Source organism: Rhizobium lentis (assembly GCF_017352135.1).
In the GTDB taxonomy this organism is placed as follows: domain Bacteria; phylum Pseudomonadota; class Alphaproteobacteria; order Rhizobiales; family Rhizobiaceae; genus Rhizobium; species Rhizobium lentis.
Map to the genome: position 1 here is coordinate 2,796,279 of NZ_CP071454.1, position 25,784 is coordinate 2,822,062.

Here is a 25,784-nt window from a genome sequence, read left to right on the forward strand (position 1 = left end):
AGGCTTAGTCCTTGACGACCGAAATATCAGGCGCGTCGACCGCTTTCATGCCGATCACATGATAACCGCTGTCGGCATGGTGCACTTCGCCGGTGACCGAGCGTGACAGGTCGGACAAGAGATAGAGGCCGACATCGCCGACTTCCTCGATGGTGACCGTGCGCCGCAGCGGGGCGTTATATTCGTTCCACTTCAGAATGTAGCGGAAATCGCCGATGCCCGAGGCGGCGAGCGTCTTGATCGGTCCGGCCGAAACGGCGTTGACGCGGATGTTCTGCGGTCCGAGGTCGACAGCGAGATATTTGACGCTCGCCTCGAGCGCGGCCTTGGCGACACCCATGACATTATAGTTCGGCATCACCTTCTCGGCGCCGTAATAGGTCAGCGTCAGCATCGAGCCGCCATCCGTCATCAGCTTCTCGGCGCGGCGTGCGACCGAGGTGAAGGAATAGACGGAAATCTGCATCGTCTTGGTGAAATTGTCGGGCGAGGTATCGATGTAGCGGCCGGTCAGCTCGTCCTTGTCGGAGAAGCCGATCGCATGCACGAGGAAATCGATCTTGCCCCAGAGCTTTTCGACATTTTCGAAAACCGCATCGATGGTGGATTCGTCGGCAACGTCGCAGTGGCCGACCAGCGTCGCGTCGATTTCGGCGGCGAGCGGCTCGACACGCTTCTTCAACGCATCGCCCTGATAGGTGAGCGCAACTTCTCCGCCCTGTGCATGAATGGCCTTGGCAATACCCCACGCAATCGAACGATTGTTGGCGACACCCATGATGACGCCGCGTTTGCCTGCCATGAGGCCGGATGCTTGAGCCATATTTCGCTCCCTAGGATTCTGATCGATCCTGCCTATGGCATAGGCCGTTAATCGGTTCAAGCTTGGCCTGGATCATCAACTGTTAGGGATCGTAACAAAGGGTGCGATTGTCATAAAAATTTCACAGGAACAGGCCTTCGCGCATGCTGCGCATGAGATCGGTGATCTTGTCGTCGGGTTTTTCCCACAGGAGAATGCGCAATTCGACGACGAGATCGCCTCTGCTGCCGTCTTCGCGCGGCAATCCCTGGCCGGCAATCCGGATCGTCTTGTCCGAGCCCGACCATGCGGGGACGGTGACGGTCAATGGGCCGGCCGGGCCGTCGATCTGGGCCTCGGTGCCGAGCACGGCATTTTCGATGCTGAGCGGCAGCACGGCGTGCAGGTCGAAACCGTCGACCGTGAAGCGCGAATCGGGAGCGATGCGGATATTGACGACGGCATCGCCGCGTTGCATGCCCGGCAGCTTGAAGCCCTGGCCCTTGAGCCGGATCTCGTGACCATCCGTCGTGCCCGCCGGCAGTGCGAAGCCGATTTCGCGGCCCTCCGGCAGCGACGCGGTGATCCAGCTGCCCTTCAGCACATCATCGATCGTGACCGTCGCCGTCGTCACCTCGTCAGGCGCCTTTTCGAGGCCGGTATCCCTGGCGCCGGTGAAACGGCGCACCAGCGATGTCAGGATGCTGAGCGGCAGCGACAGATTGGCGCCGGCATTATTGGACGTCTCCCCGGCTTCCTCATCGGCTTCGTCGCCGTCGCCATCGACGCGCTTGCCCGCTTCGGCCTGTGCCTGGCCCTGTGTCTGCTGATTCTGCGTCTGCTGATTCTGTGTCTGATAATTCTGGGCCTGCTGCGCGCGGCCCTGCGCCTGACCGCCCGCTGCAGCGCGCGCCTGTGCGCCGAAAATGCGTTCCACCATCTCCTCGGCGCCTTCGCCCGCAGCGGCCTGCTGTTTTGGGCTCTCGGCCGAGGCTTTCTGAGCGGCGCGCGCTAGCTCTTCCATCACCCGCTCGGCATTGGCCTGCGCCGCCTTGGCGCGGGCCGCAGCCTCGCGCGCAGCCTGGCGCTGCTGCATGATCGTCTGTTCCTGCTTCTTGGCTTCCGCCATCCGCACGGCATTGTCGAACTGGCTGCGTTTACGCGGGTCTCTCAGCGTTTCATAGGCGCGGCCGATCTCGGCGAACCGGGCCGTCGCCGTCGGGTCGTCCTGATTATGGTCGGGATGGGCTGCTTTGGCCATGTTGCGCCAGGCCGCCTTGATCTCGTCTGCCGCCGCGTCACGCTTGACGCCCAGAATTTTGTAAGGATCGCGCATGTCAAAACCGCCGGTGTTGCGATGCGGAGCGCGCCTGTCCTTGCCCCGGCATCCCCGCCCACAATCGAAGTCCAATATCAACATCTGTGGCGCCACCGGCCGCAAAGGCAGGGAGCGCCACTCTCAACGCCGATACTGCGGCCGAGTTTGCTAATCACTTCTTATTTCTGTGGGGGGATGGGGAGTGTTTCGCCGCGAATGGTTAGCTCTTTGCTAAGCATTCCGGGGAAAGGCGCGCGCCGTTAACCTGTCGGCGCGCCGAATCGGTTCTGGCAAATCAAATGTCTCGGCCGATCGGTCTCTCGCCGGGGTAACATCCCGCCGGATCGACTTTCCCGCCGGATTAGCTTTCCGGCTGGAAGCTCAAAAGTTGCCAGTTGCCGCCGCCGACGAGGCAGGTCTTGCCGTAAAATTTGGCGATCCCGACATAGGAATGGCGCGTCGTGCGGAACTGCCGGCAGACCTGGCCCGATTCGTTGTTTTCGACGATCGTATCGATGACGCCGGCGCTGCCGGTCGATGCATTCGCCCAGGGAAGCGGCTGGCCTTCGAGCTTGTGCACATCGGCCGAAGTCACGGCGTTGCGCACGGTCATCTCATCCGAAAGCGTGTCGGTGCTCGGCGGCGTCTGCGGCACGGTGCCGGTGGCCACCGACCGGTCGACCTTGGCTTCGCTCAGGAAATCCATGCCGCCGGCAAGGCAGCCGGAGAGCGACAGCATTGCGGCGCCGACGACCACGAAGGCGCTGCAGCGTTGCCGCAGGCCCTTTGTATGGCGATATGACTTTGCTATGACTTCCACCCTGCGTCCTGTCCAGTTATCAAAAGCTGGGCGAGTTTTGAATAATCCGGGGCATTTGAACCAATATGTCGGCAAACGAGTTAACAAGCGGTGACTTTACCGAAAGTGGCGAGCCCTTCAAGCTCTTTGCCGAATGGCTGAAGGAAGCGGAGGCCTCCGAACCGAACGATCCGAATGCCGTGGCGCTGGCAACGGTCGATGAGGATGGTCTTCCCAATGTCCGCATGGTTCTCCTGAAGGGATTCGACGATGACGGTTTCGTCTTCTACACCAATTTCGAGAGCCGGAAAGGTCAGGAAATCCTGGGGCAGAGGAAAGCCGCCATGTGTTTCCACTGGAAAAGCCTGCGCCGCCAGGTGCGGCTGCGCGGACCTGTGGAGATCGTGAGCGACGCCGAGGCCGACGCTTATTTCCAGACGCGGGCGCGCGGCAGCCGCATCGGCGCCTGGGCTTCCCGGCAGTCCCGCCCGCTCGAAAGCCGTTTCGCGCTTGAGAAGGCAGTGGCCGAATATACCGCCCGTTACGCCCTCGGCGATATTCCCCGCCCGGCCTACTGGTCCGGCTTCCGCATCCGCCCGACCTCGATCGAATTCTGGAAAGATCAGAAATTCCGCCTGCATGACCGCATCGAATTCCGTCGCCCGTCGCCGGTCGGCGCGTGGGAAAAGGTGCGGATGTATCCGTGAGGTGCTAGCGGCCCATCAGCTTCAGCGGAATGCCGGAGGCAAGCGCCGAGACGTAGCGCCGCTTCTGGTAGAAGCCGTTCAGCGACATGCGCGGGAGATAGCTCGCTTCCCCCGCCGCCGGCAGTCCCGGCTGCGTGGTGACCGCCACCGAAAAACCCAGCCGGCCGGCAATCGCCGCCTCGCGGACGGTCGCGGCCTCCGGCGTGCCGTAGGGATAGGCGATCGCAGCGGGGCGGATGCCGGACACTGCCTCGACGTAATCGGCCGAGACTTCCATCTCGATCCGCGCTTCGGCCTCCGGCAGGCGGGCGAGGGCGCGGTGGCTGATCGTATGGGCGCCGAGCGTTGCGAGCGGGCGTCGGGCGAGCCATTGCAATTGCGCCGGCCCCATCACCAGGTCGCGCACGATATCGGTCGGTTCGATGCCGTTTTCCCGGGCCAGCCTATCCACGGCGGCGACGGCGTGCGCCTCGTCGAAGCGATGGATAAAGGCTGCGAAGCGGTCGAAGGCAGCCCACTGCTGCTGTGGGCCGGCAAGCGCCAGCCGCTCGGCACCGCGGCCGAAATCGAAGCGGATCTCTTTTGCCTGGCGCAACAGGACGGCGAGCGTTTCCCACCAGATGCTGTGGGAGCCTTCGGCAAAACCCTTGGTGACGAACACCGTGAAGGGCACCCGATGCCGCTCGAACACCGGCAGTGCATGTTCCATATTGTTGGTGTAGCCGTCGTCGAGCGTAAAGGCAGCAAACGGCCTGCCGCCCTCCGGCTCGGCCAGCAGCGCCGGCAGCTGGTCGAGCGGCACGAAGCGATAGCCGTCGCGCGTCAGCCGCCGCAGCGCCGCATCGAGAAACTGTGGAGTGATTTCGAGATGCGCATTCGGCGCGAAGGCCTGTGACAGCTGCGGGCGGACATGATGCAGCGTGAAGATGACCCCGCGTCCGCGCGCCTGCCGCATCAGGCCGGCCGCGGCGATCAGCCAGGATGCCTCGAGCCCGGCACCGATCGCCGCGCGTTTTGCCAATCGCTTCAATTGCCCCGTCATGCGCCGCCCGTGCCCTCTTTTGCAACCTAGCAACCGCAGCTTAAGCCTTGCTGAATCCCGATTTCGCACAGCTTCTTTCGTTTTTTGTTAACCAAGACGATGAAAATGCTAGAAAAATGTTAGGCGTTGCCGCAAAGTCGCGCCAAACTTACGGCTTCTGTTACATTACGACACATGGCCGGCCAATTGAGAGCCAGCGCATCAGGGGGAACTCCATGAGAAAGCTTTTGGCGGCTGTTTTGACCGTAACGCTGGTCGTTTCGGCGCCGCTTGCGGCTCTTGCCGGCAGCGCCTCGCTGATCCTCGATGCCCGCACAGGCAAGGTCCTGGCGTCCGAAAACGCCGATACGCTGAACCATCCGGCCTCGCTGACGAAGATGATGACGCTCTATCTCACCTTCGAGGCGCTGAAACGCGGCAGGATCGCCTGGGATACGCCGATCAAAATGTCGAAATATGCTGCTGCGCGGCCGCCGACCAAGCTCGGCGTCAAGGCCGGCGGCACGATCACGGTGCGCGAGGCGGTTTATGGCATGATCGTCAAATCCGCCAATGACGCCGCTGCCGCGATCGGCGAGACCCTCGGCGGCTCGGAGGCCGGTTTTGCCCGGATGATGACGGCCAAAGCCCGCCAGCTCGGCATGAGCCGCACCGTCTTCGTCAATGCCTCCGGCCTGCCGGACGGCCGCCAGGTGACGACGGCGCGCGACATGTCGACGCTCGGAGTGGCGCTGATGAAGAATTATCCCAATGAATATCGCCTGTTTTCGATGGCAAGCTTCAATTTCCGTGGCAAGACCGTGCGCGGCCACAACAATCTCATGTACCGCTACCAGGGCATGGACGGCATCAAGACGGGTTATACCAACGCTTCGGGTTTCAATCTCGTCAGCGCCGTCAGGGACGGCAACCGCCGCGTCGTCGGCGTCGTGCTCGGCGGCCGCTCCGCCCGCAGCCGCGACAGCAAGATGGCGGCACTGCTCGACCGCTATCTCGGCCGCGCCTCCTCATCCGGCGGCGCCAGGCTGGTAGCGAGTGTCGGCGCGAAAGAGTCCGTCGAGGTCGCCTCTGCCTCCGCCGCTTCCGATGTTCCGGTGCCGCTGAACGCACCGCGTCCGGTCGATGATCTCGCCGCCAAGAGCCTGGCTTATGCTGATGACGCCGTCGTGCCGCTGGAGCGTCCCGTCGCGATGGACGAGATCCTGAACGCCGGCAAGACATCGAAGGTGCCAGAGAAAGCCGATGGCGACTGGCAGATCCAGATCTCGGCCGCGCCGAGCGCCGATGCGGCGCGGGCGCTTCTCGCCCAGGCGCAGTCGGAAGGTGGCGCGCCGCTGGTTTCAGCCTCGCCCCATACCGAGGCGGTCGGGCAGGGCGCCAACAGGATCTACCGCGCCCGCTTCGTCGGCTTCGCCAGCAGGGACGCCGCCCTCTCGGCCTGCGATGCGCTGAAGCAGCGCTCCTACGACTGCATGCTGCTGCCGGACCGCGGCTGATAAAAGCTGGCAGGCGGGCGACGCTCTCTGGACAACCAACGGGAATCATCGTTTTCTCCGTAAACAAAAGGAGAACGTCGATGTTGTGCCGTCTTGCCGAGCAGTTCGAAGCCGCGTCCTCTGCCCATGTCGCTGAGAACGGCATCGAGCGCGATGCCGACTGGTTCCTGTTGAAGCTGCAGGAGGAAATGGGCGAACTCACCCAGGCATGGAACCGGCTGACCGGTCGCGGCCGTGCCAAGGGCCGCTCGCCTGAAGACATGCGGCGCGACCTGGCCGACGAGACTGCCGACCTGCTCGGTCACCTCCTGCTGTTTGCTCACCGCAACGAGATCGACCTTGCCGCCGCGATCGAACGGAAATGGCGGTTCCAGCCGGCGCAGACATCGGACAGGTAGTGCTGCGCCATCTGGCGGATGATGTTGACGCTAGAAGATTTTGTTCAACACGCTCGCGAGCCAGAACGAGACTGCCGAAATCATCGCTGCAGCCGGCAGCGTGACGACCCATGCGACCACGATATTGCCGGCAAGTCCCCACCGGACGGCTGACACACGCCGCGCGGCGCCGACGCCGATGATGGCGCCGGTAATGGTATGGGTGGTCGAAACGGGGATGCCGAGCCATGTGGCGCCGAAGAGCGTGAGGGCGCCGCCCGTTTCGGCGCAAAAGCCCTGCATCGGGTTCAGCCTGGTGATTTTCGAGCCCATCGTGTGGACGATGCGCCAGCCGCCGAACAAGGTGCCGAGCGCCATCGCGGCCTGGCAGGAAATCACGACCCAGAGCGGCACATGAAAGCTGCCGCCGAGATAGCCCTGCGAATAGAGCAGCACCGCAATGATGCCCATCGTCTTCTGGGCGTCGTTGCCGCCGTGGCCGAGCGAATAGAGCGATGCCGATACGAATTGCAGGAAGCGAAACGATCGGTCGACAGCGAACGGGGTCTGCCGGATGAATGTCCAGGTCACCGCCAGGATGAGAAACAGCGCCAGAAGGAAGCCGATCATCGGCGACATGACGATTGCGCCAGCGGTCTTGAGGAGGCCGCTCCAGACGATCGAGCTCAACCCGGTTTTGGCAAGACCCGCTCCGACCAGGCCCCCGACCAGTGCGTGGGAGGAACTGGAGGGAATGCCGAATATCCAGGTCAAGACATTCCAGACGATGGCGCCGATCAGAGCCGCGAAGATGACCTGCGGCGTGACGATCGCCGGATCGATGATGCCGGTGCCGAGCGTCTCCGCCACATGCAGCCCGAAGAACAGGAAGGCGATGAAATTGAAGAACGCCGCCCAGAAGACCGCATATTGCGGCCTCAGAACCCGCGTCGATACGATTGTCGCAATCGAATTTGCCGCATCATGCAGGCCATTCAGGAAGTCGAAGAGCAGCGCGACGCCGATAAGGCCGACGAGAAGCGGAAAAGCGAGGGCGGCATCCATCAGACATTCTCGATCACGATGCCGCTGATCTCGTTGGCGACATCCTCGAATCGGTCGACCACCTTCTCCAGCTCGCCGTAGATTTCACTGCCGATCAGATACGCCATCGGATTGTTGGCGCCATGTCTGCGAAACAGATCCTTGAGCCCCTGCTCGTGCAGTTCGTCGGAGCGCCCTTCCACCCGCGTGACCTGTTCGACGATTGCCGAAAGTCGCGGCGCATTGGCGTTCATGCGATCAAGCAACGGAATGGCTTCGGCAACAAGATTGGCTGCCTCGACGACAGTCTTGCCCATTTCCCGCATCCCCGGATCGAAGCTGGTCTGCTCGAAGAGCCGGATGGTCTTGACGGTTTTGTGCATCATGTCGATTGCATCGTCCATGGACTGGATGAGGTCCTTGATGTCACCGCGATCGAAGGGTGTGATGAAGCTTCGCCGGACGGCTTGCATCACTTCGCGGGTGATATTGTCGGCCTGGTCTTCCAACCGCACGATCGTCTCGCATTGATCCTCGATCTGAATGCCCGACAGCAACCTGTCCAAAGCCTGTGCGGCGTCGACAATCGTCGTGGAATGCTGTTCGAAGAGCACAAAGAACCGGTCTTCGCGCGGCATCAACTTTCGAAACCAACCAAGCATAAACACCTCGCGATCCATGGCCTGCGCTATCGATGACGAGTCGTCCTAAACCCTATCCCATTGAAGAGATAGGGGGAAATTTCGGTTTATGACAGATTTATGACAATGGCGCCTTGAAAAAGGGGAATAGTTAAGGAACATTTGTCGTTCGCCGAACCCTTGGTTCATTGCTTCGACAGCCCAGGTTTTCTTTTCGGATTGATCTGTCGCTCAGGATATCAACATGGCTTGCGCCACCAATGACCCGCGGCGGCTGACGTAAATGCCGAAGCAAACTAGGACCTATCTCGGCCGGCTGGCAAGCGCCACCGAGCAACTGTTTCGCGGAGAAGCGATCGAGCAGTTTGCGGCGATTTGCTACCGCAAATTCGGTGACAATGCAGTGCAGGTCCTGCTGATTACGTCGCGCGAAAGCGGCCGGTGGATCGTTCCCAAAGGCTGGCCTATCGCCAAGCTTGCACCCCATCAAGTTGCCGAACGCGAGGCTTGGGAAGAAGCCGGTGTGAAAGGTAAGGCCAAGAAGCGCCCCTTCGGTTTCTATACCTATATCAAGACTCGCGCCGACGGCGAACGCGTTCCCTCGATCGTTCAGGTCCATCTCCTGGAGGCCCGAGAAATCGATGAGAATTTTCCGGAACAAAAGCAGCGAAGCAGCCAGTGGCTGCCACCGCTCGAAGCCGCTGTGTTCGTTCGCGAGCCCGAACTGAAAAGCCTATTGGGCAAGGTTGAAAGAACGGTGCTGAAGCCACCGAAAGTGTGATGTCGAAACCCGAGCACGGTTCGGGAACGACACCGTTCTCTTTCGTCACCCGACCTTATAGCGGTAGAACTTGCTGTCCACCGCCATCAGCGGGAAGGAGCGGGGCAGGGCGCTCTTGGCGATCTCGCTGAAGCCGTTCTTCTCGTAGAAGCGATGGGCGGCGACGAATTTGTCCGTCGTGCCGAGGAAGATATCGGTGAGGCCGGCATCCCTGGCGTGGGCGATCAGGCGATCGAGGAGCAGCGCCGCCACGCCATGTTCGCGGCCGCGAACCTCGGCTGAGACGAACATTTTGCGCAGCGCCGCCTGATTGTTGCCGATGTCCTTGAGCCCGACCGTGCCGACGATGGCGCCGTCCTTGACGGCGACCCAGAACTGCCCTTTGCCGGACTGGTAGAAATCCGGGATGACGCGGAGATCAGGCTGCGCATCGGCTGTTATGTCGATGCCGAATTCCTCGCGCTGGATCGGCAGGATCACCGACAGCACCGCATCGGCGTCGCCGGCGGCAAAGGGTCTGATTTCGATGTCCGCCATCCGATCCTCCCGCCTCAGGCCTGCGTGCCGCCGACCGTCACCTGATCCATGCGCAGATGCGGCTGGCCGACGCCGACCGGCACCCACTGGCCGGCCTTGCCGCAATTGCCGATGCCGGTATCGAGCTTCATGTCGTTGCCGATCATCGACACCCGCTTCATCGCGTCCGGGCCGTTGCCGATCAGCATGGCGCCCTTGATCGGCGCGCCGACCTTGCCGTTTTCGATCAGATAAGCCTCGGTGCAGCCGAAGACGAACTTGCCCGAGGTGATGTCGACCTGGCCGCCGCCGAAGGAGACGGCATAGATCCCTTTCTTCACCGAGGCGATGATCTCTTCCGGCGTCTTGTCGCCACCGAGCATATAGGTATTGGTCATCCGCGGCATCGGCACATGGGCATAGCCCTGGCGGCGGCCGTTGCCGGTCGGCGCCATGCCCATCAGCCGGGCATTCTGCCGATCCTGCATATAGCCGACGAGCTTGCCGTTCTCGATCAGCACGTTGTAGCCGGATGGCGTGCCCTCGTCGTCGATGGTAATCGAGCCGCGGCGGTTGTCGATCGTGCCGTCGTCGACGACGGTGACCCCGGGTGCGGCGACGATCTGCCCGAGAAGGCCTGAAAAGGCAGACGTCTTCTTGCGGTTGAAATCACCTTCCAGCCCGTGGCCCACAGCCTCGTGAAGCATCACGCCCGGCCAGCCGGAGCCGAGAACGACGTCCATCGTGCCGGCCGGCGCATCGATCGCTTCCAGATTGACGAGCGCCTGGCGCAACGCCTCGTCGGCGCCGTACTGCCAGCTGCCCTCGGCGATGAAATCGCCGAAGCCGATGCGCCCGCCGCTGCCGTAGGAGCCGCTCTCCTGCCGTTCGCCTTCGCCGACCACGACGGAAATGTTGATGCGCGTCATCGGCCGGATGTCGCGGACGCGATGGCCGTCGGCGCGCAGGATGTCGACGACCTGCCAGCTCGCCGCCACCGAAGCGGTCACCTGCCGCACCTTGTCGTTCTTGCCCCGGAGATAAGCGTCGATATCCTGCAGGACCTTGACCTTCTCCTCGAAGCTCGGCTGGCCGATCGGATTCTGGTCGCCGTAAAATTTCTTGTTGGTGCCCTGGGGCGCGGCGGCATAGCTGCCGGAATAGCCGCGCGTCACCGCGCCGACGGCATCGGCCGCCCGCTTCAGCGCCGCCACCGAGAGGTCGCCGGCATGGGCGTAACCCACCGCCTCGCCGGCAACGGCCCGCAGTCCAAAACCCTGTTCGGTGTTGAAGCTTCCGCCCTTCAGCCGGCCGTTGTCGAAGGTCAGCGCCTCGGCTTGCGCATGCTCGATGAACAGCTCGCCGTCATCAGCGCCGGAGAGCGCCTTCGCGACAAGGCCGCGCATCGTGGCTTCGTCGGCGTCGAAAAGCGTCAGGAGATCGGTGGTCATGATGGGGCTCCAATGGGCATGCGTTCGGGAATGCGCTTCTTCCCTAGATAGGGCTCAACCTTATAAGGAGTGAAGCCCTGTCTTCGAATTATTCATTGTTGAGAAGCATAATATGGCGAGGGTCATCCAGGCCTAAGTCCCTGCTGTCCGGTTCGCGCCGATGAGGACATGCCCTGCGAGAGCGATCGAGGGACAGAGAGGGCGCGCCAAAACTTCTTCTCCCCGCTGGGAAGAAGAGGGAGTCTAGACGTCGCGACTTACCTATGTGCCGCTCTGAGAGGCGGAGCCACGGCAGGCCGCCAGCCCTCACGGCAGCGCGTCAAAACCTTCGGCAAAACCCTTGAGGTCGACGGGAATGCCGATGCCCTCTTCCGGCGTCTGGAAGACGATGAAGGTTGCCTGGGCGCCGCTGCGGAAGGTCTTGAGCAACTCGTCCTCGAGCACGACCTCGGCATAACAGCCATCGGCGAAGCAGCGCACGAAATAGGCGCGGCCGATGTCCTTGCCGTCCACATTGAGGCCGAGGCCGTTCGGCAGGAGCACGCCGAGGGGGGCGAGCACGCGCAGGATCTTCGACTTGCGGTCGGCCGTCTTCAGGACAACGACGGAAAGCCCGACTTCCGGCCGGTCCTCGGCGATGACGTTCTGCATCAGCGCGCATTGTTCGGCCGAGGCGCCGGCCGGCTTGTCGCAGACGACCGACCAGGCGCCGTGATTGGATTTCACCGTGCCCGGCGCCTGCGGCTGCGTCTGGCCGGGCGTCGCCGGTTCGACCTTCGGGCTGGCGGCGTTCGGCTGCTGCGGGGCGGGGGCAGGGGCGGCCGGTGCTGGCGCGGCCGGATTGGCCTGGGAAGGGGTGGGTTGCTGCGCGAAAACGGGCGTCGCCGCCGCGGCCGCGATGCTGGCAGTCACGAGAAGCGACCGCGCGAGGGAACGGAAACCCATGGAAACCTCTGGATATCGAATCATTGCGGCTATTGTTGAAGCCGCCCACCGGAAATGAAAAGCCCCACCCCGTGAAAACCGGGGGACTGCGGCAGAAATTGGACCTTTGCTCAATAATGTACGGCTGCCGGATTGGCCGGAAAGCCGTTTTTTCATATGCTGATGAAAAACTTGGGATGTTTTGCCGTCCGAGCCTGCCCGCTCTTTAAGCAAAAATGCCGCATAGACAATTGCTCTGGCCTGTTGCGGCAAATGCCAAACTGTGGTTTGAAGCGCTGAAGATGGCAAGGATTCTGCGTTCGTTTCGCAGGTCAAGCGCTCGAGGGAGATAATAAGGTGATGAAGAAGGCTTATGCAGCTCTGACCGCGCTGGTCTGTCTGCTTTTTGCTTCCGGCACATATGCCGACCAGCCGATGCCGTGGCAGGCGACGCTGCAGCCGGCGGCGACGCCGATCATGCGGGAAATCCACTGGTTCGAACAATATACCCTGTTGTTTATCGTTCCGATCACGCTCTTCGTTCTGATCCTGCTTATCGTCGTCTGCGTCAAGTTCCGCGCCAGCGCCAATCCGGTGCCCTCGAGGACGAGCCACAACACGATGATCGAGGTTGCTTGGACCGTGGGGCCGGTCCTGGTGCTGCTCCTTCTCGCCATTCCCTCCTTCACTCTTTTGACGGCACAGCTGACGCTGCCCGAAAACCCCGACGTGACGATCAAGGCGACCGCAACGCAGTGGCAGTGGAACTATGAATACGAGGGCTCGGGCGAAACGCCGCTCGCCTTCGATTCCTATCTCTTGAAGGAACAGGACCGCGCCGCTGCCGGCAAGGAAGACAAGTCGGTCTATCCGAGGCTTCTCGCCGTCGACAACGAGCTGGTCCTTCCGGTCAACAAGACGGTGCGCGTTCTCGTGACTGCGGCACCGACCGATGTCATCCACGCTTTCGCCATGCCGTCCTTCGGCATCAAGATCGACGCCGTGCCGGGCCGCCTGAACGAGACCTGGTTCACGGCCGAGCGCGAAGGCCTGTTTTACGGCCAGTGTTCCGAGCTCTGCGGCAAGGACCATGCTTACATGCCGATCGCCATCCGCGTCGTCTCCGAGGACAAGTACAAGCAGTGGCTGACCGCGGCCGCCAGCGACCTGCCCGGCGCCTACAAGACACTCATGGCCGCAACCGATGGTCCCGCAAAGACCCTCGACGTTGCCGAAGCACAGTAATTAAAGGGGATCGGGACAATGGCTGGACCTTCCGCTCACGACGATCATTCTCATGGTCACGACCACGCGCATGATGATCACGATCACGGTCATGATCACGCGCACAAGCCGAGCTTTTTCGATCGCTGGCTGTTCTCGACCAACCACAAGGACATCGGCACGCTCTATCTGATCTTCGCGATCATCGCCGGCATCATCGGCGGCGCGCTGTCGGTGGCCATGCGCATGGAGCTGCAGGAGCCGGGCATCCAGATCTTCCACGGTCTGGCCTCGATGGTCTACGGCTACGAGGGCGATGCCGCCATCGACGGCGCCAAGCAGATGTTCAACATGTTCACGACGGCGCACGCGCTGATCATGATCTTCTTCATGGTCATGCCGGCGATGATCGGCGGTTTCGCCAACTGGATGGTGCCGATCATGATCGGCGCTCCCGACATGGCCTTCCCGCGCCTGAACAACATCTCCTTCTGGCTGATCGTCCCGGCTTTTGCGCTGCTCTTGCTGTCGATGTTCGTCGAAGGCCCGGCAGGCGCCTATGGCACCGGCGGCGGCTGGACGATGTATCCGCCGCTGGCAACGAGCGGCACCCCGGGAGCGGCGGTCGATCTCGCGATCTTCGCGCTCCACATTGCCGGCGCCTCGTCGATCCTCGGTGCGATCAACTTCATCACCACGATCCTCAACATGCGCGCTCCCGGCATGACGCTGCACAAGATGCCGCTCTTTGCCTGGTCGGTGCTGATCACCGCCTTCCTGCTGCTGCTGTCGCTGCCGGTTCTGGCAGGCGGCATCACCATGCTGCTCACCGACCGCAACTTCGGCACCTCCTTCTTCTCTCCGGAAGGCGGCGGCGACCCGATCCTCTACCAGCACCTGTTCTGGTTCTTCGGTCACCCCGAGGTCTACATCCTCATCCTGCCGGGCTTCGGCATGATCAGCCACATCATTTCGACCTTCTCCCGGAAGCCGATCTTCGGTTACCTCGGCATGGCCTATGCCATGGTCGCGATCGGCGCTGTCGGCTTCGTCGTCTGGGCGCACCACATGTACACGGTCGGCCTGTCGCTCGACGCGCAGCGCTACTTCGTCTTCGCCACGATGGTCATCGCCGTTCCGACGGGCGTGAAGATCTTCTCCTGGATCGCGACGATGTGGGGCGGCTCGATCTCGTTCACCACGCCGATGCTCTGGGCGATCGGCTTCATCTTCCTGTTCACGGTCGGCGGCGTCACCGGCGTCCAGCTTGCCAATGCCGGTCTCGACCGGTCGCTGCATGACACCTATTACGTCGTGGCTCACTTCCACTACGTTCTGTCGCTCGGCGCCGTCTTCGCGATCTTCGCCGGCTGGTACTACTGGTTCCCGAAGATGACCGGCTACCTGTACAGCGAGTTTCTGGGCAAGCTGCACTTCTGGATCATGTTCATCGGCGTCAACCTGGTGTTCTTCCCGCAGCATTTCCTCGGCCTTGCCGGCATGCCGCGCCGCTACATCGACTATCCCGATGCCTTTGCCGGCTGGAACTACGTCTCCTCCATCGGCTCCTATATCTCGGCCTTCGGCGTGCTTGTCTTCCTCCTCTGCGTCTTCGAAGCCCTGGCCAAGAAGCGCGTCGCCGGCGACAATCCGTGGGGCGAGGGTGCGACGACGCTGGAATGGCAGCTGCCTTCGCCGCCGCCCTATCACCAGTGGGAACAGCTGCCGCGCATCAAGTAAGGCGCGCGGATATCAGGACGCCGCATGTCATACGGCGTCCTGACATTGAGACATTCAGGACGGAATGATGACGGTCATCGACAATCACGAGGTACTTGCAGAGGACGGCGAATTGTCGGAAGCGAGTGCGCGCGATTACTTCGAACTGCTGAAGCCACGGGTCATGTCGCTCGTGGTCTTCACCGCTTTTGCCGGCTTGGTGCTGGCGCCGGGCCACATCAATCCGGTTCTCGGGCTTATCGCCATCCTCTGCATCGCCGTCGGCGCCGGCGCCTCCGGCGCGCTCAACATGTGGTACGATGCCGATATCGACGCGATCATGAGCCGCACGGCCAAGCGCCCGATTCCGGCCGGCCGCATCGCCCCCTCCGAGGCGCTGGCCTTCGGCCTGGTGCTTTCCTGTTTTTCGGTCGTTATCCTCGGCCTTGCCGTCAACTGGCTGTCGGCCGGCATCCTTGCCTTCACAATCTTCTTTTACGCCGTCATCTACACGATGTGGCTGAAGCGCTCGACGCCGCAGAACATCGTCATCGGCGGCGCTGCCGGCGCCTTTCCGCCGATGATCGGCTGGGCCTGCGTCACGAATTCGGTGACGATCGAGAGCATCGTTCTCTTCTTCATCATCTTCCTGTGGACGCCGGCGCATTTCTGGGCGCTTGCCCTTTTCAAGATGCGTGATTACGAGGCCGTCGGCGTGCCGATGCTGCCGAATGTTTCCGGCGAGCGGGTGACAAAGCATCAGATCGTCGTCTATGCGGTGCTGACCGCCATCTGCGCGGTCCTGCCGTCCTTCCTCGGTTTCGCGAGCTTCGGCTACGGCCTTACCGCCGCCGTCCTCGGCGCGATCTTCATCAGCTGTTCCATCGCCGTCTGGCGCATACCCGACGGCGACCTGAAGATGATCCCGGCAAAGAAGCTCTTCGCCTTCTCGATCTTCTATCTCTTCGCGGTGTTTTCCGCCTTGATGTTCGATCGGCTGGCTTCGTTCATCGTCTCGCAAGCCGGAGGCTGGTTCTGATGGATCTCGTCAAGCTTACCGAAAAGCAGATGAAATCGCGCCGCAACCGCAACATCGCCCTCGGGCTGGTGCTGGCCGGCCTGGTCGTTCTCTTCTACGCGATCACGATCGTGAAGATCGGCGGAGGAATGGCCGGATGAGCGAAAAGGCCGCCGCACCCAGGAAGCCGGGCCGCAACAACGGCGCCGTCGTCATGATGTGCCTGAGCTTCGTCTTCGGCATGGGCGCGATGAGCTTCGCCGCCGTGCCGCTCTATCGCATCTTCTGCCAGGTGACCGGCTATAACGGCACGACGCAGCGCGTCGAGCAGGCGTCGAGCGTCATCCTCGACCGCAAGATGCGCGTCACCTTCGACGCCAATGTCGCCCCCGGCCTGACTTGGAATTTCAAGCCGGTCGAGCGCGAGGTCAATCCGAGGATCGGCGAAACCATCCAGGTCAAGTTTATCGCCGAGAACCGGTCGAACGAGACCCAGCGCGGCCAGGCGGTGTTTAACGTCACGCCCGGCGAAGCAGGCGTCTATTTCAACAAGGTGCAATGCTTCTGTTTTACCGAAACGGACCTGAAGCCGGGCGAGAAGCTGGAAATGCCGGTCGTGTTCTATATCGACCCTGATATCGTCAAGGCGGTGGAATCGAAGGATATCCATACGGTGACGCTGTCATACACGTTCTACCCGAAAGAGGGCCCGAAGCCTGTCGCTTCGAATGAGGGTGGAGCGGTAAAGATTGAAAAGAAACTTTGATCGAGGCTCGTTTCCGGCTATGCCGGGAGCGGAGTGAAGGAAGACATCCGGGGATAGCTACATGGCCGATGCTCATCAGAAGAATCACGACTATCACATCATCGATCCGAGCCCGTGGCCGATTCTCGCCTCGCTCGGCGCCTTCATCATGGCGATCGGCGGCGTCTGCTACATGCGCTACCTGAACGGCGGCTCCTTCAAGTTTGCCGGCGCCGAACTCGCCAATCCCTGGCTCTTCTATATCGGCCTCGTGCTGGTTCTTTACGTCATGTACGGCTGGTGGGCCGATACGGTGAAGGAAGCCCATGAGGGCGCCCATACCCGCGTCGTCTCGCTGCACCTGCGCTACGGCATGATCATGTTCATCGCTTCGGAAGTGATGTTCTTCGTCGCCTGGTTCTGGGCCTATTTCGACGCCAGCCTCTATCCGAACGAGGCGATCCAGGCCTCGCGGCTCGCCTATACCGGCGGCGTCTGGCCGCCGAAGGGCATCGAGGTTCTCGACCCCTGGCACCTGCCGATCTACAACACCGTTATCCTGCTGCTCTCGGGCACGACGGTCACCTGGGCGCACCACGCCCTGTTGCACAATGACCGCAGGGGCCTCGTCCAGGGCCTGACGCTGACGGTGCTGCTCGGTATTTTCTTCTCCTGCGTGCAGGCCTACGAATATGCCCATGCTCCGTTCGACTTCAAGAATTCGATCTACGGCGCGACCTTCTTCATGGCGACCGGCTTCCACGGTTTCCACGTCCTCGTCGGCACGATCTTCCTTCTGGTCTGCCTGCTGCGCGCTCTGCGCGGAGACTTCACACCGAAGCAGCATTTCGGCTTCGAGGCGGCCGCCTGGTACTGGCACTTCGTCGACGTTGTCTGGCTGTTCCTGTTCTTCTGCATCTACGTCTGGGGCAGCTGGGGCGCGGCGGTCGCAGCCGGCTGATCGAGCTGATATGCATGCAAAAGGCGGGCCCGGTGCCCGCCTTTTTTGTTGGCGGTTTTGCGCTTTTGCCTGGCGAGCTTCCTCCTACTCCGTCATGCTCGGGCTTGACCCGAGCATCCACGCCGCCAGCACTTTGCTGGTCGGTGGTAGCGAAGAACATCCTACGTCGAGTACGGGGCATGGATGCTCGGCTCAAGGCTGCTCAAGGCCGAGCATGACGGAGGTTGAGGGGCAGGATTGGCAAGAGGCGCAAGCAAGGCAGCGCGGAATCGAGAACGGCGCCGCAAAGTTTAGAGAGGCGACCTCCAACCGTCGCCTGATCCGGCATCATGAGCTGGGGACTGAATCTCCTTCGCCATAAGCGGATCGCTTCTATCGGCATCGATCATGGCCCACCCCAGCTTTTCATAGAAGGGGACCGCATCCGGCGCGGCATGGAGTTCCAGGCGGCAGAGGCCATGCTTTGCCGACAGTTTCTCGACCTCACACATCAAAATCCGTCCGAGCCCCTGTCTCTGATAGTCCCGCCTGATGGCGACGAGCCGCACCACCCCCGTCCTGTCGTTCGACAGATCGAGTCGGACCGTGCCGACGGCGAGGCCATCTTTCCTCAGCAGAAGCGGTATATGAGCCGGTTTTGTTCATCGGCATGCCGGTCATCGTAACCGTCGAGGCCGCGCAGTTCCCACAAGACGTGCCTCCTGATGGCGTGATAGGCCTGCCAATCCTCGATTGCTTTGACCTGCTGAAGTTCGATGGCCATCGTGATCCTCCCCCCGCGACACCAGAGACCTCACCGCCCGCCGGCAATCCGTTCAAAGGCCGAGGGCGTGGGAATGCCGAGATCGAGCTGGTGGTGGATCGCTTCGGCGCATTCGAGAGCGGTCAGCACCGACGTATCGACCTCCATATCGTAGATGCCGGGCCTATGCACCTCATCCTGCCAGCGCCGTACCGGTTCGGGAACCGGCACCTCTTCGGTGGCTCTTGCATAAAGGGTCTCGCGCCCCTCCTGCTTGATCTCCCGCCGCTGCATGATCGTCTCGATCGGACAGCGCACGCCGACGAAGAGCACGGGATATCCCTCGAGCCGCCGGGCGCAATCGGCAAGAATGCCGAGTGGCTGCGAGTAACTGTCGTGATGGCCGAGATCGGCGACCACATTGAGCCCCAATCCGGCATGGATGGCGACCGATTCATAGAGCGCTGCGTAAAGGAACGGCACCAGTTCCTCGAGATCCGGCCGCTCGCCGCCCGGCCTCAGGCCGATGCCGGGCAGGTAGCGGTTCGGCGTCATGGCATTGTAGCTGTCGACGCCGAGGTTGATCCACGGTCCCTCGAATTCGTCCTGGATTGCGCGCGCAATGCTGGATTTGCCGCTTCGGGGCGCACCGTTCAGGATGATGATCTGTCCGGCATGGCTGTCATTGGTCATCGGTCTTCTTCTTCTGTTTGGCGCGAATCACGACAGCACCGCGTGTCTTTTCAGACACGCAAGGACGCTGTAACACTTTGAATTGCCGTATAATTCCTCACATCGCTTCCGATGTAAGGAATTATACAGCGGGCGAAAGCGCGCAGGCATTTCCATTCGGGATGCGAATACTTTATGGGAGAGTTAAGGCAGAATGGAATGCCGAGAAGGAATGACATGAACGAGGACAGCGCTCATTTTCCCCCCGTCGATCCGGTGAAGACAGGCATCAAGGGCTGCTGCCCGCGCTGCGGTGAGGGCAAGCTGTTCGATGGCCTGCTCGGCCTGAAGCCGCGCTGCGCCGCCTGCGGCCTCGATTATTCCTTTGCCGATTCCGGCGACGGTCCCGCCGTCTTCGTCATCCTCATCGTCGGTTTCATCATCATCGGCATGGTGCTGTGGCTGCAGGTCAATTACGGGCCGCCGATCTGGGTGCATATCCTCATCTTCGGGCCGCTGACGATCATCCTGTCGCTCCTGACGCTGCGCTGGTTCAAAGGCATCCTGATCGCCATGCAATACCGCCATAATGCCCGCGAAGGACGCCTGAGTGACTGATAGCCGATCTGCCGCTGCGCCACGCCGCCGGCTGCCCGTGGCGACCGGCCTTCTGGTGCTGATTGCGCTTGCCATCCTGATCTCGCTCGGAACCTGGCAGCTGCAGCGCCTGCACTGGAAGCAAGGCCTGCTCGCCGATATCGCCGCGCGCCAGCTTGCCGCGCCCGTGCCGCTCGCCGACATCGAGGCGATGGCGGCTGCAGGCGGCGATATCGAATACCGCAAGGTCACCGCCACCGGCCGCTACGTCAACAACAAGGAGCGGCACTTTTTCGCCACCTGGCGCGGCCAGACCGGCTTTTACGTCTATACCCCGCTCGAGCTTGGCGACGGGCGCTTCCTCTTCGTCAACCGCGGCTTCGTTCCCTATGAGAACAAGGAGCCGGAAATGCGCATGCAGGGCCAGCTGACGGATCAGCAGACCGTCACGGGTCTCGCGCGGGCAAAGCTTGCCGGCAAACCTTCCCGGCTGGTGCCCGACAACGACGTCGCCAAAAACGTCTTCTACTGGAAGGATCTCGACGTGATGGCCGAGAGCGTCGGGCTCACCAAGGCGCGTGTCGTCCCGTTTTTCGTCGACGCCGATTCGACGCCCAATCCGGCCGGCCTGCCGATCGGCGGCGTCACCCAGATCGACCTGCCGAACGACCATCTCCAATATGCCCTGACTTGGTACGGGCTTGCCGCCGTGCTGGTTGTCGTGGTGGCGATCTCCTGGTTCCGCAAGGCGCCTCGGCAATAGTATCGCTTCAATTCTCGGCCATATTGGGCTAGAGGTCCCTTGTTCCCACGCGGGACGTTGCTGTTGAAGCTGGACGTTGCCAAGTTCTCCCTCATTCCTGCCCTCGGGTTTAACCCGAGGGATGTCACAGGAATCCGGTGCGCCCAAGTCCTTGGGCGCGGAAGATGGGCTAGGATGTTGACAGTCATTCACGGCGCCGACGCGCCGTGGCTGGATTCCTGTGACGAGCACAGGAATGAGGAATGTGTGGAAAAGACATGACTATTGCGGCGAAACCTCCTTTGACGATCAGGCTCTGCGGCCCGCGCGGCTTCTGCGCCGGCGTCGACCGTGCCATCCAGATCGTCGTGCTGGCGCTGAAATCCTATGGCGCGCCGGTCTATGTGCGCCACGAGATCGTTCACAATCGTTATGTCGTCGAGGGGCTGGAGGCCAAAGGCGCGGTCTTCGTCGAGGAGCTCGACGAGATCCCGGCCGAGCATCGCGCCCAGCCGGTGGTCTTCTCCGCCCACGGCGTGCCGAAATCGGTGCCGGAGGATGCGGCGAGCCGCAATCTCTTCTATCTCGATGCCACCTGTCCGCTGGTTTCCAAGGTCCACAAGCAGGCGATGCGCCACAATCGCCTCGGCCGCCACGTCGTCCTCATCGGCCATGCCGGCCACCCCGAGGTGATTGGCACGATGGGGCAGTTGCCGGAAGGCTCGGTTTCGCTGATCGAGACGATCGAGGATGCCGATGTCTACGCCCCCGCCGATCCCGATAATCTCGGCTATGTCACGCAGACGACGCTGTCGGTCGACGACACGGCCGGCGTCATCGCCCGCCTGCAGGAGCGGTTTCCCAACTTGACCGCGCCGGCGGCGGATTCGATCTGTTATGCGACGACCAACCGTCAGGAAGTGGTGAAGCAGGCAGCCCCCGGCTGCGATCTCTTCATCATCGTCGGCGCCCCGAACTCGTCCAATTCCAAGCGCCTCGTCGAAGTGGCGCTGCGGGCAGGGGCGAAGAAATCGATCCTCGTGCAGCGCGCCGCCGAACTCGACTGGGAGGAGATCGGCGCGATTTCGACGCTCGGCCTGTCCGCCGGCGCCTCGGCGCCCGAGGTGATCGTCAACGAGATCATCGAGGCTTTCCGCGCCCGCTTCGACGCCCGCGTCGAGCTGGCCGAAACGGTGCAGGAAACCGAAAACTTCCTGGTCAACCGCGAATTGCGCAGCATCGAGCTGACGGCCGCCGACATGGCCTTCGTCAACGGCTAGGCCGCCGTCGCGGCCCGGCAATCCACCATCCCAATGCAAAGACGAGACCTCCCTTGGCAGTCTATACCGATATCGCCGAAGACGATCTGAAATGGTTCCTGACGGAATATGATGCAGGCACGCTGCTCTCCTACAAGGGCATCGCCGAAGGCGTCGAAAACTCCAATTTCCTGCTGCACACCTCGAAAGCCCCGCTGATCCTGACGCTTTATGAGAAGCGTGTGGAAAAGAGCGACCTGCCGTTCTTCCTCGGCCTGATGCAGCATCTCTCGGCCCGCGGCCTTTCCTGCCCGCTGCCGCTGCCGCGGCGCGACGGCGCGCTGCTCGGCTCGCTCTCCGGCCGCCCGGCGGCGCTGATCTCCTTCCTCGAAGGCATGTGGCTGAGAAAGCCGGAGGCCAAGCACTGCCGCGAGGTTGGCAGGGCGCTCGCCGAGATGCATGTGGCGGGCGATGGTTTCGAACTGAAGCGTCCGAACGCGCTGTCGCTCGACGGCTGGAAGGGGCTGTGGGAAAAATCCGAGGCGCGCGCCGACGAGGTCGAGCCCGGTCTGCAGGGCGAGATCCGCAGCGAGCTCGATTTCCTCGCCGCCGAATGGCCGAAGGGTCTGCCTTCCGGCGTCATCCATGCCGATCTCTTCCCCGATAATGTCTTCTTCCTCGGCGATGAGCTGTCGGGCCTGATCGATTTCTATTTCGCCTGCAACGACCTGCTCGCCTATGACGTCTCGATCTGCCTGAATGCCTGGTGCTTCGAGAAGGACGGCGCCTACAACATCACCAAGGGCACGGCGATGCTCGAGGGCTACCGGAGCGTCAGGCCGCTGGGCGACGAAGAGATCGCCGCCCTGCCGGTGCTCGCGCGCGGGTCGGCGTTGCGCTTCTTCCTGACCCGGCTCTATGACTGGCTGACGACGCCGGAAGGCGCCATGGTCACCAAGAAGGATCCGCTGGAATATCTGCGCAAGCTGCGCTTCCACCGCCAGATCGGCTCGGCCGCCGAATACGGATTGAGCCTATGAAACACGTCGATATCTTCACCGACGGCGCATGCTCCGGCAATCCCGGCCCGGGCGGCTGGGGCGCCGTTCTGCGGTATGGCGAGGTTGAAAAGGAGCTCTGCGGCGGCGAGGCGGAGACGACCAACAACCGCATGGAACTGATGGCGGCGATCTCGGCGCTGCAGGCGCTGAAGACCCCCTGCGAGGTCGACCTCTATACCGACAGCGCCTATGTCAAGGACGGCATCTCCAAGTGGATTTTCGGCTGGAAGAAAAACGGCTGGAAGACATCCGACAAGAAGCCGGTGAAGAATGCCGAACTCTGGCAGGCGCTGGAAGAGGCCCGCAACCGCCACAAGGTGACGCTGCACTGGGTCAAGGGCCACGCCGGCCACCCGGAAAACGAGCGCGCCGACGAACTCGCCCGCCGGGGCATGGAGCCATTCAAGAAGCGCAAGGCGGTTTCGTTTTAAGAGGTGTGCAGAATGGCAAGTTTGCATCTCCTCTTGCTTCCGAACTTTTACCGGGAACGTGGCGCTGCCACGATTCTCTTCTCCCCAGCGGGGAGAAGATGCCGGCAGGCAGATGAGGGGGTGAGCGGCAGAGCCGCGAATGTGCTGAGCGCGAGCGAAGGCAACAAAATGAATGGCATGCCGTGCGGCCCCCTCATCCGACCCTTCGGGCCACCTTCTCCCCACTGGGGAGAAGAGAGGGAGCAAGCCGCGCGTGCGAATCTCTCTCATGCAGCCTGCAGTTCCGCCATCGCGAGCCTGGCCGGAGAGCCCGGCCGCCGCAAATAGGGATGACACCCGATGATCTATCTGCTTCGCCACGGAGAAACCGTATGGAACACCGTGGGCAGATACCAAGGGCAGAAGGATTCCCCCCTCACGCCGCGTGGTATCCGGCAGGCCGATCAAATGGCCGATCGACTGTCCCGCGAGATCGGCGGGCGAGAAAGCGAGTTCTCAATCCATGTCTCGCCGCTCGGCCGGGCGAGGGAAACGGCGGTTCGTATCAGGCGATTGATTTCCTTGCCGGAAAGGGAAGAGCCGCGTTTGATGGAGGTGACCGTGGGTTCATGGGACGGCATGACCCACTATGAAATCGACGCCGAATATCCCGATGCGTTGAAGGGGGCGGATGCTTTCGAGTGGTTCTTCCGGTCTCCGGATGGGGAGACATTCGATGACGTGCATCAGCGGGTATCGAAGTGGCTGTCGGACATATCCCAGCCGACGATCGCCGTGTCGCACGGACTGACCGGCCGGATTATAAGAGGCGTTTATCTCGGTCTGTCCCGGCGTCACATGCTGGAACTGCCCGTGCCTCAGGAGGGCTTTTACTGCCTGCAGGATGGGGTGGCAAACTACATCGAACAGGCGGGCCGGTGACGACTCTGCCATATCACGAGGCGACGCCGCTGGGGCATGAACCGTGCAAGAAGCGCAAGGCGGTTTCGTTTTAGGGGTGTGCAGAATGGCAAGTTTGCGTCTCCTCTTGCCTCCCGAACTTTTGCCAGGAAGGGACGCGGCGCAGCCACAATTCCCCTTCTCCCCAGCGGGGAGAAGATGGCGGCAGGCAGATGAGGGGTTGAGCGGCAGAGCCGCGAATGCGCTGAGCGCCAGCGAAGGGCAATCATAAATGGCGTGCCGCGTGGCCCCCTCATCCGACCCTTCGGGCCACCTTCTCCCCGCTGGGGAGAAGAGGGAGAAAGCGCGCGTCCGACCCCTCTCACCCCACCTACAGCCGCGTCGCCGCCCCCTGGATCAGCCGATGCAGATATTCGAGCTTGGCGACGACAGGCGAAGAGAGCACGAAAGGGTAGGAATCCGGCTGGCCCATGCTGCGCTGGATGGCGTTGATCGCGAGGCTGAGCGGCACCCAGGCGCTGACGAGTTGCTCGGCGCTTTTGGCCCTGTAGGGAATGAAATCAACCTCGCCTGCTATTTCCTCGTGGCCGCGCGGATCGATGGCGATGCCGAAGGCGCGGGCGGTCTCCAGCGTATCGACGATATGGAGGTAATGCGCGAAGCATTCGGCGAAATCCTCCCAGGGATGTGACGAAGCATAGGCGCTGATGAAATTATCCTGCCATCCCAGGGGCGGGCCGGCGGCATAGTGTTTCTGGAGGGCCGCTAGATAATCCTGCCGCTCGTCGCCGAAGACGGCGCGGAAATCCTCGAGGCCGTTCTGGTCACGCACCAGCTTGTTCCAGATGAAATGGCCGGCCTCGTGGCGGAAATGCCCGAGCAGCGTGCGATAGGGTTCGTTCATCGAGCTGCGCGCCTGTTCGCGCGTCGCATCGTCGGCTTCCGCCGCACGGATGGTGATCAGGCCTTCCTCATGGCCGGTCATGGCAGGCACGACATTGCCGTTGCCCTGCAGCGAATCTTCGAGGAAATCGAAGACGAGGCCGCCTTGCGGATCCTCGCCGCGATCGGGATGCGGCAGCTTCCAGCGCAGCAGCGAATAGAAGAGATGACGCTGCGCCTGGCCGATGCGCCGCCAGCGGTCGATGCCGTCCTGGGTATCGGTGTTCGGCACCAGCCGGTTATGGCGGCAGGCCGTGCAGAACTCGCTGTCGCCCTCCACCAACCAGTTGCAGATATCGAGGCCGGCATTGGCGCAGAAGTGCACTTGCCGGTCGGGATCGGAAACGAGCTGCCAGACCGTGTCGTCGCGCGGCTCCAGCGCATGCATGGCGAGGTCGCCGGGCAGGAAGCCGAGGCGATGGTTGCAGCGCACGCAGTGGCGATTGTCGAAGTGGACGACCTGATCGCAATTGTCGCAGGCAAATAGCTTCATCGTCTGGATCTCTGAGAAAGCAGGGGCGGATGAAAAATGCCCGCCGCGCGTGCGCAGCAGGCATGGTTCACGAAGGCTGCGCTTTGGTTCAGAGCCGGTCGACGGCGCCCTTGAGCTTGTCCTTGACCTTGCCGGCTGCGACCTGTCCCTTGCCCTTGGCTTCCTGGACGTCGCCCTTTGCCTGCATGTCGGGGTCGTCGGTGGCCCGGCCGACCGCCCGCTTGGTCTTGCCGGCAATTTCGTTTGCCTTGCCTGAAATCTTGTCGCTGGTGCTACCCATGTGTGATGTCTCCGTGCTCGGCGTCGGACCTCTCGTCCGCGCGGGAAGGGAACGTCACTCGCGCCTAATCGTTCCCGCGACTGTCATGGAGCAGCGACGG

At 62.2% G+C, this 25,784-nt stretch carries 30 protein-coding genes; 16 read left to right on the top strand and 14 right to left on the bottom strand.

Features of this window, described 5'->3' with window-relative positions; translation table 11 throughout:
- Window positions 1-4: 4 nt before the first annotated feature.
- The 3 genes from fabI to J0663_RS13400 all read right to left on the bottom strand — a co-directional run bounded on the left by fabI (window position 5) and on the right by J0663_RS13400 (window position 2,940).
- Window positions 5-823 carry an enoyl-ACP reductase FabI gene (gene fabI, locus J0663_RS13390; protein WP_064800910.1) on the bottom strand — a complete coding sequence of 273 codons (819 nt, stop codon included), beginning with the start codon at window positions 821-823 and terminating at the stop codon, window positions 5-7.
- A gap of 121 nt (window positions 824-944) precedes the next feature.
- Window positions 945-2,138, bottom strand: coding sequence for a J domain-containing protein (locus J0663_RS13395; protein ID WP_207240800.1), 1,194 nt, complete (start codon window positions 2,136-2,138; stop codon window positions 945-947).
- Between the two features lie 343 nt (window positions 2,139-2,481).
- On the bottom strand, window positions 2,482-2,940 hold the full coding sequence (locus tag J0663_RS13400) for an RT0821/Lpp0805 family surface protein (RefSeq protein ID WP_207240801.1): 459 nt from the start codon (window positions 2,938-2,940) through the stop codon (window positions 2,482-2,484).
- A 65-nt stretch (window positions 2,941-3,005) separates the two neighbouring features.
- Here J0663_RS13400 and pdxH point away from each other — a divergent pair, with 65 nt between their 5' ends.
- Entirely contained in the window at window positions 3,006-3,626 is a 621-nt protein-coding gene (pdxH, locus tag J0663_RS13405) for a pyridoxamine 5'-phosphate oxidase (protein WP_207240802.1), read from the top strand.
- 4 nt (window positions 3,627-3,630) lie between these two features.
- On the opposite strand, the gene J0663_RS13410 is transcribed toward pdxH, so the two are convergent.
- Window positions 3,631-4,668, bottom strand: a complete 1,038-nt coding sequence (locus tag J0663_RS13410) for a polysaccharide deacetylase family protein (protein WP_207240803.1) — start codon at window positions 4,666-4,668, stop codon at window positions 3,631-3,633.
- A gap of 215 nt (window positions 4,669-4,883) precedes the next feature.
- Here J0663_RS13410 and J0663_RS13415 point away from each other — a divergent pair, with 215 nt between their 5' ends.
- On the top strand, window positions 4,884-6,164 hold the full coding sequence (locus tag J0663_RS13415) for a D-alanyl-D-alanine carboxypeptidase family protein (RefSeq protein ID WP_207240804.1): 1,281 nt from the start codon (window positions 4,884-4,886) through the stop codon (window positions 6,162-6,164).
- Between the two features lie 80 nt (window positions 6,165-6,244).
- Window positions 6,245-6,562, top strand: a complete 318-nt coding sequence (locus J0663_RS13420; RefSeq protein ID WP_207240805.1) for a pyrophosphohydrolase domain-containing protein — start codon at window positions 6,245-6,247, stop codon at window positions 6,560-6,562.
- A gap of 30 nt (window positions 6,563-6,592) precedes the next feature.
- On the opposite strand, the gene J0663_RS13425 is transcribed toward J0663_RS13420, so the two are convergent.
- Together J0663_RS13425 and J0663_RS13430 are read right to left on the bottom strand one after the other, a co-directional pair.
- Window positions 6,593-7,606, bottom strand: coding sequence for an inorganic phosphate transporter (locus J0663_RS13425; RefSeq protein ID WP_207240806.1), 1,014 nt, complete (start codon window positions 7,604-7,606; stop codon window positions 6,593-6,595).
- Window positions 7,606-8,247, bottom strand: coding sequence for a DUF47 domain-containing protein (locus tag J0663_RS13430; RefSeq protein ID WP_207240807.1), 642 nt, complete (start codon window positions 8,245-8,247; stop codon window positions 7,606-7,608). Before J0663_RS13430 ends, J0663_RS13425 begins: the two co-directional genes overlap by 1 nt.
- 262 nt (window positions 8,248-8,509) lie before the next feature.
- On the opposite strand from J0663_RS13430, the gene J0663_RS13435 reads away from it, so the two are divergent.
- Window positions 8,510-9,007 (top strand): NUDIX hydrolase, encoded by a 498-nt coding sequence (locus tag J0663_RS13435; protein ID WP_207240808.1) that lies wholly within the window; start codon window positions 8,510-8,512, stop codon window positions 9,005-9,007.
- A gap of 45 nt (window positions 9,008-9,052) precedes the next feature.
- Here the strand turns inward: J0663_RS13435 and J0663_RS13440 are convergent, their stop codons facing one another.
- The 3 genes from J0663_RS13440 to J0663_RS13450 all read right to left on the bottom strand — a co-directional run bounded on the left by J0663_RS13440 (window position 9,053) and on the right by J0663_RS13450 (window position 11,943).
- A complete protein-coding gene (locus J0663_RS13440; RefSeq protein ID WP_207240809.1) occupies window positions 9,053-9,544 on the bottom strand; it encodes a GNAT family N-acetyltransferase in 492 nt (163 codons plus the stop codon).
- Window positions 9,545-9,558: 14 nt separating this feature from the next.
- Window positions 9,559-10,974, bottom strand: a complete 1,416-nt coding sequence (tldD, locus tag J0663_RS13445) for a metalloprotease TldD (protein WP_207240810.1) — start codon at window positions 10,972-10,974, stop codon at window positions 9,559-9,561.
- A gap of 306 nt (window positions 10,975-11,280) precedes the next feature.
- Window positions 11,281-11,943 (bottom strand): invasion associated locus B family protein, encoded by a 663-nt coding sequence (locus J0663_RS13450; RefSeq protein ID WP_207240811.1) that lies wholly within the window; start codon window positions 11,941-11,943, stop codon window positions 11,281-11,283.
- Window positions 11,944-12,258: 315 nt separating this feature from the next.
- On the opposite strand from J0663_RS13450, the gene coxB reads away from it, so the two are divergent.
- The 6 genes from coxB to J0663_RS13480 all read left to right on the top strand — a co-directional run bounded on the left by coxB (window position 12,259) and on the right by J0663_RS13480 (window position 17,565).
- Entirely contained in the window at window positions 12,259-13,143 is an 885-nt protein-coding gene (coxB, locus tag J0663_RS13455; protein WP_207240812.1) for a cytochrome c oxidase subunit II, read from the top strand.
- An 18-nt stretch (window positions 13,144-13,161) separates the two neighbouring features.
- Complete coding sequence (ctaD, locus tag J0663_RS13460; RefSeq protein ID WP_207240813.1) at window positions 13,162-14,862, top strand: cytochrome c oxidase subunit I; 1,701 nt, start codon at window positions 13,162-13,164, stop codon at window positions 14,860-14,862.
- Window positions 14,863-14,929: 67 nt separating this feature from the next.
- The gene (locus J0663_RS13465; protein WP_207240814.1) at window positions 14,930-15,880 is read left to right on the top strand and encodes a heme o synthase; all 951 of its coding nucleotides are present in this window, start codon (window positions 14,930-14,932) and stop codon (window positions 15,878-15,880) included.
- Window positions 15,880-16,020 (top strand): hypothetical protein, encoded by a 141-nt coding sequence (locus J0663_RS13470; protein WP_004672998.1) that lies wholly within the window; start codon window positions 15,880-15,882, stop codon window positions 16,018-16,020. The genes J0663_RS13465 and J0663_RS13470 overlap by 1 nt, the downstream gene beginning before the upstream one ends.
- Window positions 16,017-16,625 carry a cytochrome c oxidase assembly protein gene (locus J0663_RS13475; RefSeq protein WP_207240815.1) on the top strand — a complete coding sequence of 203 codons (609 nt, stop codon included), beginning with the start codon at window positions 16,017-16,019 and terminating at the stop codon, window positions 16,623-16,625. Before J0663_RS13470 ends, J0663_RS13475 begins: the two co-directional genes overlap by 4 nt.
- A 61-nt stretch (window positions 16,626-16,686) precedes the next feature.
- A complete protein-coding gene (locus tag J0663_RS13480; protein WP_207240816.1) occupies window positions 16,687-17,565 on the top strand; it encodes a cytochrome c oxidase subunit 3 in 879 nt (292 codons plus the stop codon).
- Window positions 17,566-17,855: 290 nt separating this feature from the next.
- On the opposite strand, the gene J0663_RS31225 is transcribed toward J0663_RS13480, so the two are convergent.
- The 3 genes from J0663_RS31225 to J0663_RS13490 are packed head-to-tail and all read right to left on the bottom strand — an operon-like array spanning window position 17,856 to window position 19,000.
- Entirely contained in the window at window positions 17,856-18,191 is a 336-nt protein-coding gene (locus tag J0663_RS31225; RefSeq protein ID WP_311043612.1) for a GNAT family N-acetyltransferase, read from the bottom strand.
- On the bottom strand, window positions 18,176-18,328 hold the full coding sequence (locus J0663_RS31230) for a hypothetical protein (RefSeq protein WP_246590283.1): 153 nt from the start codon (window positions 18,326-18,328) through the stop codon (window positions 18,176-18,178). The genes J0663_RS31225 and J0663_RS31230 overlap by 16 nt, the downstream gene beginning before the upstream one ends.
- A 30-nt stretch (window positions 18,329-18,358) precedes the next feature.
- The gene (locus J0663_RS13490) at window positions 18,359-19,000 is read right to left on the bottom strand and encodes a chloramphenicol phosphotransferase CPT family protein (protein ID WP_207240817.1); all 642 of its coding nucleotides are present in this window, start codon (window positions 18,998-19,000) and stop codon (window positions 18,359-18,361) included.
- A gap of 216 nt (window positions 19,001-19,216) precedes the next feature.
- Here J0663_RS13490 and J0663_RS13495 point away from each other — a divergent pair, with 216 nt between their 5' ends.
- The 6 genes from J0663_RS13495 to J0663_RS13520 all read left to right on the top strand — a co-directional run bounded on the left by J0663_RS13495 (window position 19,217) and on the right by J0663_RS13520 (window position 23,990).
- Complete coding sequence (locus J0663_RS13495; protein WP_207240818.1) at window positions 19,217-19,597, top strand: DUF983 domain-containing protein; 381 nt, start codon at window positions 19,217-19,219, stop codon at window positions 19,595-19,597.
- On the top strand, window positions 19,590-20,339 hold the full coding sequence (locus J0663_RS13500) for an SURF1 family protein (protein WP_207240819.1): 750 nt from the start codon (window positions 19,590-19,592) through the stop codon (window positions 20,337-20,339). The genes J0663_RS13495 and J0663_RS13500 overlap by 8 nt, the downstream gene beginning before the upstream one ends.
- A gap of 257 nt (window positions 20,340-20,596) precedes the next feature.
- Window positions 20,597-21,598, top strand: a complete 1,002-nt coding sequence (gene ispH, locus J0663_RS13505; protein ID WP_207240820.1) for a 4-hydroxy-3-methylbut-2-enyl diphosphate reductase — start codon at window positions 20,597-20,599, stop codon at window positions 21,596-21,598.
- A gap of 53 nt (window positions 21,599-21,651) precedes the next feature.
- Window positions 21,652-22,617 carry a homoserine kinase gene (locus J0663_RS13510; protein ID WP_207240821.1) on the top strand — a complete coding sequence of 322 codons (966 nt, stop codon included), beginning with the start codon at window positions 21,652-21,654 and terminating at the stop codon, window positions 22,615-22,617.
- On the top strand, window positions 22,614-23,069 hold the full coding sequence (gene rnhA / locus J0663_RS13515) for a ribonuclease HI (protein ID WP_207240822.1): 456 nt from the start codon (window positions 22,614-22,616) through the stop codon (window positions 23,067-23,069). Before J0663_RS13510 ends, rnhA begins: the two co-directional genes overlap by 4 nt.
- Before the next feature lie 339 nt (window positions 23,070-23,408).
- Entirely contained in the window at window positions 23,409-23,990 is a 582-nt protein-coding gene (locus tag J0663_RS13520; RefSeq protein ID WP_207240823.1) for a histidine phosphatase family protein, read from the top strand.
- A 349-nt stretch (window positions 23,991-24,339) separates the two neighbouring features.
- Here the strand turns inward: J0663_RS13520 and J0663_RS13525 are convergent, their stop codons facing one another.
- Window positions 24,340-25,404, bottom strand: a complete 1,065-nt coding sequence (locus tag J0663_RS13525; protein ID WP_207240824.1) for a zinc-binding metallopeptidase family protein — start codon at window positions 25,402-25,404, stop codon at window positions 24,340-24,342.
- An 88-nt stretch (window positions 25,405-25,492) separates the two neighbouring features.
- Window positions 25,493-25,684 (bottom strand): CsbD family protein, encoded by a 192-nt coding sequence (locus J0663_RS13530; RefSeq protein ID WP_064706373.1) that lies wholly within the window; start codon window positions 25,682-25,684, stop codon window positions 25,493-25,495.
- Window positions 25,685-25,784 lie beyond the last annotated feature (100 nt).

What these genes read in the sequence shown, in the direction of transcription:
- J0663_RS13475 (WP_207240815.1), top strand. Translation starts at nt 16,017, where the DNA reads ATGAGCGAAAAGGCCGCCGCACCCAGGAAGCCGGGCCGCAACAACGGC.
- tldD (WP_207240810.1), bottom strand. Translation starts at nt 10,974, where the DNA reads ATGACCACCGATCTCCTGACGCTTTTCGACGCCGACGAAGCCACGATG.
- J0663_RS13525 (WP_207240824.1), bottom strand. Translation starts at nt 25,404, where the DNA reads ATGAAGCTATTTGCCTGCGACAATTGCGATCAGGTCGTCCACTTCGAC.
- J0663_RS13450 (WP_207240811.1), bottom strand. Translation starts at nt 11,943, where the DNA reads ATGATTCGATATCCAGAGGTTTCCATGGGTTTCCGTTCCCTCGCGCGG.
- J0663_RS13420 (WP_207240805.1), top strand. Translation starts at nt 6,245, where the DNA reads ATGTTGTGCCGTCTTGCCGAGCAGTTCGAAGCCGCGTCCTCTGCCCAT.
- J0663_RS13530 (WP_064706373.1), bottom strand. Translation starts at nt 25,684, where the DNA reads ATGGGTAGCACCAGCGACAAGATTTCAGGCAAGGCAAACGAAATTGCC.
- J0663_RS13430 (WP_207240807.1), bottom strand. Translation starts at nt 8,247, where the DNA reads ATGCTTGGTTGGTTTCGAAAGTTGATGCCGCGCGAAGACCGGTTCTTT.
- J0663_RS13440 (WP_207240809.1), bottom strand. Translation starts at nt 9,544, where the DNA reads ATGGCGGACATCGAAATCAGACCCTTTGCCGCCGGCGACGCCGATGCG.
- J0663_RS13470 (WP_004672998.1), top strand. Translation starts at nt 15,880, where the DNA reads ATGGATCTCGTCAAGCTTACCGAAAAGCAGATGAAATCGCGCCGCAAC.
- J0663_RS13395 (WP_207240800.1), bottom strand. Translation starts at nt 2,138, where the DNA reads ATGCGCGATCCTTACAAAATTCTGGGCGTCAAGCGTGACGCGGCGGCA.
- J0663_RS13425 (WP_207240806.1), bottom strand. Translation starts at nt 7,606, where the DNA reads ATGGATGCCGCCCTCGCTTTTCCGCTTCTCGTCGGCCTTATCGGCGTC.
- coxB (WP_207240812.1), top strand. Translation starts at nt 12,259, where the DNA reads ATGAAGAAGGCTTATGCAGCTCTGACCGCGCTGGTCTGTCTGCTTTTT.
- J0663_RS13465 (WP_207240814.1), top strand. Translation starts at nt 14,930, where the DNA reads ATGACGGTCATCGACAATCACGAGGTACTTGCAGAGGACGGCGAATTG.
- J0663_RS13480 (WP_207240816.1), top strand. Translation starts at nt 16,687, where the DNA reads ATGGCCGATGCTCATCAGAAGAATCACGACTATCACATCATCGATCCG.
- J0663_RS13415 (WP_207240804.1), top strand. Translation starts at nt 4,884, where the DNA reads ATGAGAAAGCTTTTGGCGGCTGTTTTGACCGTAACGCTGGTCGTTTCG.
- J0663_RS13435 (WP_207240808.1), top strand. Translation starts at nt 8,510, where the DNA reads ATGCCGAAGCAAACTAGGACCTATCTCGGCCGGCTGGCAAGCGCCACC.
- J0663_RS13495 (WP_207240818.1), top strand. Translation starts at nt 19,217, where the DNA reads ATGAACGAGGACAGCGCTCATTTTCCCCCCGTCGATCCGGTGAAGACA.
- J0663_RS31230 (WP_246590283.1), bottom strand. Translation starts at nt 18,328, where the DNA reads ATGGCCATCGAACTTCAGCAGGTCAAAGCAATCGAGGATTGGCAGGCC.
- ispH (WP_207240820.1), top strand. Translation starts at nt 20,597, where the DNA reads ATGACTATTGCGGCGAAACCTCCTTTGACGATCAGGCTCTGCGGCCCG.
- J0663_RS13520 (WP_207240823.1), top strand. Translation starts at nt 23,409, where the DNA reads ATGATCTATCTGCTTCGCCACGGAGAAACCGTATGGAACACCGTGGGC.
- J0663_RS13490 (WP_207240817.1), bottom strand. Translation starts at nt 19,000, where the DNA reads ATGACCAATGACAGCCATGCCGGACAGATCATCATCCTGAACGGTGCG.
- J0663_RS13410 (WP_207240803.1), bottom strand. Translation starts at nt 4,668, where the DNA reads ATGACGGGGCAATTGAAGCGATTGGCAAAACGCGCGGCGATCGGTGCC.
- fabI (WP_064800910.1), bottom strand. Translation starts at nt 823, where the DNA reads ATGGCTCAAGCATCCGGCCTCATGGCAGGCAAACGCGGCGTCATCATG.
- rnhA (WP_207240822.1), top strand. Translation starts at nt 22,614, where the DNA reads ATGAAACACGTCGATATCTTCACCGACGGCGCATGCTCCGGCAATCCC.
- ctaD (WP_207240813.1), top strand. Translation starts at nt 13,162, where the DNA reads ATGGCTGGACCTTCCGCTCACGACGATCATTCTCATGGTCACGACCAC.
- pdxH (WP_207240802.1), top strand. Translation starts at nt 3,006, where the DNA reads ATGTCGGCAAACGAGTTAACAAGCGGTGACTTTACCGAAAGTGGCGAG.